This is a genomic window from Sphingopyxis sp. (assembly GCF_035250425.1).
In the GTDB taxonomy this organism is placed as follows: Bacteria; Pseudomonadota; Alphaproteobacteria; order Sphingomonadales; family Sphingomonadaceae; genus Sphingopyxis.
On sequence record NZ_DATFFD010000108.1, the window covers coordinates 1 to 4724 of the forward strand.

At 66.2% G+C, this 4724-nt stretch carries 5 protein-coding genes and 1 pseudogene; 5 read left to right on the forward strand and 1 reads right to left on the reverse strand.

Translation table 11 applies throughout. The features are described 5' to 3' along the window. The 3 genes and pseudogenes from VJ811_RS06195 to VJ811_RS06205 form a co-directional block, all read left to right on the forward strand. A pseudogene (locus tag VJ811_RS06195) lies at nt 1–120 on the forward strand (5'/3'-nucleotidase SurE); the annotation flags it as partial. 69 nt (nt 121–189) lie between these two features. Further along, nucleotides 190–1242: a LysM peptidoglycan-binding domain-containing M23 family metallopeptidase gene (locus VJ811_RS06200; RefSeq protein ID WP_324071392.1), complete on the forward strand. Its 1053-nt coding sequence runs from the start codon at nt 190–192 to the stop codon at nt 1240–1242. After that, on the forward strand, nt 1239–2294 hold the full coding sequence (locus VJ811_RS06205) for a potassium channel family protein (protein ID WP_324071393.1): 1056 nt from the start codon (nt 1239–1241) through the stop codon (nt 2292–2294). The genes VJ811_RS06200 and VJ811_RS06205 overlap by 4 nt, the downstream gene beginning before the upstream one ends. Here the strand turns inward: VJ811_RS06205 and VJ811_RS06210 are convergent. Continuing rightward, nucleotides 2291–2620 carry a DUF423 domain-containing protein gene (locus VJ811_RS06210; protein ID WP_324071394.1) on the reverse strand — a complete coding sequence of 110 codons (330 nt, stop codon included), beginning with the start codon at nt 2618–2620 and terminating at the stop codon, nt 2291–2293. The two genes, VJ811_RS06205 and VJ811_RS06210, sit on opposite strands and share 4 nt — an antisense overlap. Before the next feature lie 92 nt (nt 2621–2712). On the opposite strand from VJ811_RS06210, the gene rimO reads away from it, so the two are divergent. Together rimO and VJ811_RS06220 are read left to right on the forward strand one after the other, a co-directional pair. Then, on the forward strand, nt 2713–4083 hold the full coding sequence (gene rimO, locus VJ811_RS06215) for a 30S ribosomal protein S12 methylthiotransferase RimO (RefSeq protein ID WP_324071395.1): 1371 nt from the start codon (nt 2713–2715) through the stop codon (nt 4081–4083). A gap of 133 nt (nt 4084–4216) precedes the next feature. Next, nucleotides 4217–4642 carry a SecDF P1 head subdomain-containing protein gene (locus VJ811_RS06220; RefSeq protein WP_324071396.1) on the forward strand — a complete coding sequence of 142 codons (426 nt, stop codon included), beginning with the start codon at nt 4217–4219 and terminating at the stop codon, nt 4640–4642. Nucleotides 4643–4724: the final 82 nt, after the last annotated feature.

The following is a 4724-nucleotide window of genomic DNA, read 5'->3' on the forward strand; positions in this document are numbered from 1 at the left end:
CTCGGTCACGACAGCGACCTCGAGGCGATCGACGACAAATATATCTCGGTCACCCCGCTCCAGCTCGACCTGACGCATGATGCGTCGCTTGCCGCATTGCGCGGAGCCTACGGCGGCTAAAATCCAAATTCCGTCTCATCATGAGACAGAAGTCTAGCCACCGCGCCTTTGCTTTGGCAAAGGGACCGCATGGGGGATTTCAGACATCATATCGCGGCCTTGCTGGGCGCCGCATCGCTCGCCGGCTGCATTCCGGCGACACCCGGACCGGCTTCGCGGCCCGCTCCGGCACCGGACTTCGAACGCCGCCCGCCCGGCGAAGCGACAAGCGTCTACGAACGTCCGACCTGGACGCTCAAATCGGTCACAATCAACGCGGTCCGCGTGAATGCGGGCGTCTATTCGGTCCGCCCCGGCGACACGCTCCGCGTGGCCGGCGAGAAGACCGGCGCAGGGTCCGGGGCGCTCGCGATCGAGAACGACCTCGTGCCGCCCTATACGCTCCGCTTCGGCCAGGAGCTTCGCATCCCCGCCGGTCTCTATCACCGCGTCGGCGCAGGCGAGACGGGAATCGGCATCGCCGCGGCCTATGACGTCGACTGGGGCGAGATCATCACGATCAACATGCTGTCCGAACCCTATATCCTGCGGGTCGGCCAGCGGCTCCGCCTGCCCGCCGACGCGCGGGCGCAGCCGCCGGGTCCGGTCCATGTCGGCGCACGCGCTGCCGCCTTCCGCCTCGACATCGACGACATCCTGACCGGCAGCCAGCCTGCGCTCGCCGAAGCGGCCAGGCCGACCGCGGGCACGGCGACGCCGCGCCAGCCGGTGACCACCGCGATCGCCGACCCCGCAGCGTTCGCGGGCCGCTTCGAATGGCCGCTGGGCGGGCCGATATTGGCGCGCTTCGGTCCGATCGCGCCGGGCAAGGTCAGCGACGGCATCAACATCGCCGCCGCCGCAGGCACCCCGATCCGCGCCACTGCGGGCGGCGTCGTCGCCTATGCCGGCGGCCAGATCGGCGTTTATGGCGGGCTGATCCTGATCAACCATGGCGGCGGCTGGGTCAGCGCCTATGGCCACGTCGGACGGATCGATGTGAAACGCGGCCAGCGCGTGCACATGGGCGACGTCATCGGCCGCGCCGGCGCGACCGGACAGGTGCAGACATCGCAACTCCATTTCCAGCTGCGCAAAAATCGCATACCAGTCGATCCGATGAAGCAGTTGCCGCCCCGATGAGCCGTCGGCCATCCGACAAGCTGAAAATGCCGCACATCTTTCGCCCGCTGAAGCGCGCGAGCAACTGGCCGATCTGGGCCGACGTCATCACGCGCCTCGGCGTCGCCTTCTTCCTGATCGCGATCGTCGTGCTCGTCCACTGGGTCGACCGCGCGGGGCTGAAGGACAGCCATGACGGACAGATAAGCTTCCTCGACGTCGTCTATTTCACGATGATCTCGGTCACCACGACAGGTTTCGGCGACATCGCGCCGGTGTCCGATCGCTCGCGATTGATCGAGGCGGTGATCGTCACCCCGATCCGCATCATGGTGCTCTTCATTTTCGTCGGCACCGCCTATAATTTCGTCCTCAAGCGCACATGGGAAAAATGGCGTATGGCTCGCATCCAGGCAAAGCTCACGGATCATTATGTCGTGCTCGGTTACGGCACCAGCGGCGCGGAGGCGGTTCGCGAACTCATCGCGCGCGACACCGACCCGGCGTGCATCGTCGTGATCGACCAGTCGAGCCCGCGCATCCAGGCGGCCGAGGCGATGGGCTGCAACGTGCTCCAAGGCGACGCGTCGAACGACGACACGCTGATCGACGTCCAAATCGCAAAGGCGCGCACCGTCCTCGTATCCGCGGGGCGCGACGACAGTTCGATCCTGATCGTGCTTACCGTCCGTCATCTCGCCCCGAATGTGCCGATCAGTGTCGTCATCCGCGCGCAGGACAATGAACTGCTCGCGCGACAGGCGGGCGCATCGACCGTCATCAATCCGGTCAGCTTCACCGGTCTGCTCCTTGCCGGATCGGCGCAGGGCGAGCATGTCGCCGACTATATGGCCGATCTCGCCGCGATCGGCGGCAGGGTACAGCTGCGCGAACGCCCGGCCCGCGCCGAGGAGGTCGGCGGCAGCCTCGACCGGCTCGCCAGCGGCGGGCGCGGCCTGCGCATCTATCGCGGCGGCAAGCCCTATGGTTTCTGGGAAGACGAAGCGGGCAAGCTGCAGGCGGGCGACATGATCGTCGAGGTCGTCAACTGCGAAACCCGCGAAGCCGGTTAACCCCGCCAGTAATGCCAGCCGGCCCAGAGCCAGCCGGCGATCAGCAGCATGCCGCCGATCGGCGTCACCGCGCCGAGCCAGCGCGGCGCGCCCAGCGCCATCGCATAGAGGGTGATCGAAAAGATCGCCGCACCGGCGAGCAGCGTGATCGCCGGCCCGCGCGCAAAACCCATGATCGCGAGCGCCGCGACCGCGTGAACCAGCTGATAGACGCCGCCGGTGCGCAGCCATTCGGCCTCCTGCGGCCCCGATGCGCCATGCGCGCCGAACGCGCCCGCCGCGACCGCCATCGCCGCCGAAATCGCCGCAAACGCCCCGATCGCCATCACCGCTTTCCTTTCGTCCGAACCGCGCGCTCCATGCCCGCGCGCGCCGCGCGTGACAAGCGCCGCGAAATCGACTAAAGGCGCCGCCAATCATGACAGTCACAACGCTCCCCACCCAGCCGAAGGTCGGCATGGTTTCGCTCGGCTGCCCCAAGGCGCTCGTCGATAGCGAACGGATTCTGACCAAGCTGCGCGCCGACGGCTACGGCCTGTCGCCCGATTATGCGGGCGCCGACGTCGTGCTCGTCAACACCTGCGGCTTTCTCGACTCGGCGAAGGAAGAAAGCCTCGAGGCGATCGGCGAAGCGATGGCCGAGAATGGCCGCGTCATCGTCACCGGCTGCATGGGCAATGAAGCCGAGGTCATCCGCGCGCGCTTCCCCAACGTCCTCGCGGTCACCGGCGCGCATCAATATGAGCAGGTCGTCGACGCCGTCCACGACGCCGCACCGCCGACACAGGGGCCGTTCATCGATCTGGTGCCCGAGGGCGGGTTGAAGCTCACCCCGCGCCACTACAGCTATTTGAAGATCAGCGAAGGCTGCAACCACAGCTGCTCCTTCTGCATCATCCCCGACCTGCGCGGCAAACTCGTCAGCCGCCGCATCGACGCGGTGCTGCGCGAGGCCGAAAAGCTTGTCGCCGCGGGGACCAAGGAACTGCTGGTGATCAGCCAGGACACCTCGGCCTATGGCGTCGACATCCGCCACGACCCGCGTCCGTGGCACGGCCGCGAGGTGCGCGCGCATATGACCGACCTCGCGCGCGAACTCGGCCAGCTGAGGACCAGCGAAGGCAACGCCCCCTGGGTGCGCCTCCACTATGTCTACCCCTATCCGCACGTCGATGCGGTGATCCCGCTGATGGCCGAGGGGCTGCTCACGCCCTATCTCGACATCCCCTTCCAGCACGCGAGCCCGAGCGTGCTCAAGCGCATGAAGCGCCCCGCGAACGAAGCGAAGGTGCTCGAACGCCTGAAGAACTGGCGCACCATCGCCCCCGACATCGCGATCCGCTCGAGCTTCGTCGTCGGCTTCCCCGGCGAGACCGAGGGTGATTTCCAATATCTCCTCGACTGGCTCGACGAAGCCCAACTCGACCGCGTCGGCGCCTTCCGATTCGAACCCGTCGCGGGCGCACAGGCGAATGCACTGGGCGATCAGGTCCCCGAAGAACTCAAGGAAGAGCGATACCAGCGCATCATGGACAAGACCGCCGCGATCAGCGCCGCGAAGCTGGAGGCCAAGATCGGCCGCACCCTCCCCGTGATCATCGACGAGGTCGGCGAAGCCGACGAAGATGGCAGCATCGGCGCCACCGGCCGCTCACAGGCCGACGCGCCCGAGATCGACGGCCACGTCTATCTGCGCGACGTCGCGGCGACGCTCAAGGCCGGCGATATCGTCGACGTTGCGATCGAGGACGCCGACGAGCATGATCTGTTCGGGGTGGTCGCGGGCTGACACATATATTGGAACGGCTTTGACCGTTCGAAGTTACTCATGGGACATCGAACAGAGGTCATGCCATGATAGCCGGCAGGGTCCGACTATCGCCGGTGCCGGCCAGGCACCGTCGGCAGCGAAAGGTTCAAAGATGCGTTCCAACGTGGCCCATATCCTTTTCGCCTCCGCTCTGTTGTCGGGCCCGGCAAGCCTGACGGCGCAAACGGTGGCCAAACCCGGCCCGGCCGCCGAAAAGGGTATTTGGATCGGAAACCTCGACCTGTGCCGTTCGGGTCCGGTCGAGGCGATGGTGAGTACCGACGTTTATAGCGGCTCACCTGTCATCAGCATCGTGCTTCCTGCCGAGCTTCGCGGGGCACTGGCGGAGCTCACTGCCGCCAACATCGGCAAACCCTTACCGATACGCGTCGATGGCAGGGTAGTGAGTGAACCGCATGTCAACGAGCCGATCTCTGGCGGCGAACTCCAGATTTCGGGCGTAGACCAAACCGAAGCCGACCGGATTGCCGCCGCCTTGCAATCCTGCCCCGCCGAAAAGCCTAGAACAATCGGGTAATCGCGTAAAAGACCGCCGCCACCACCGCGCTCGCCGGGATGGTGATGAACCACGCCGCGACGACATTGCCCGCGACGCCCCA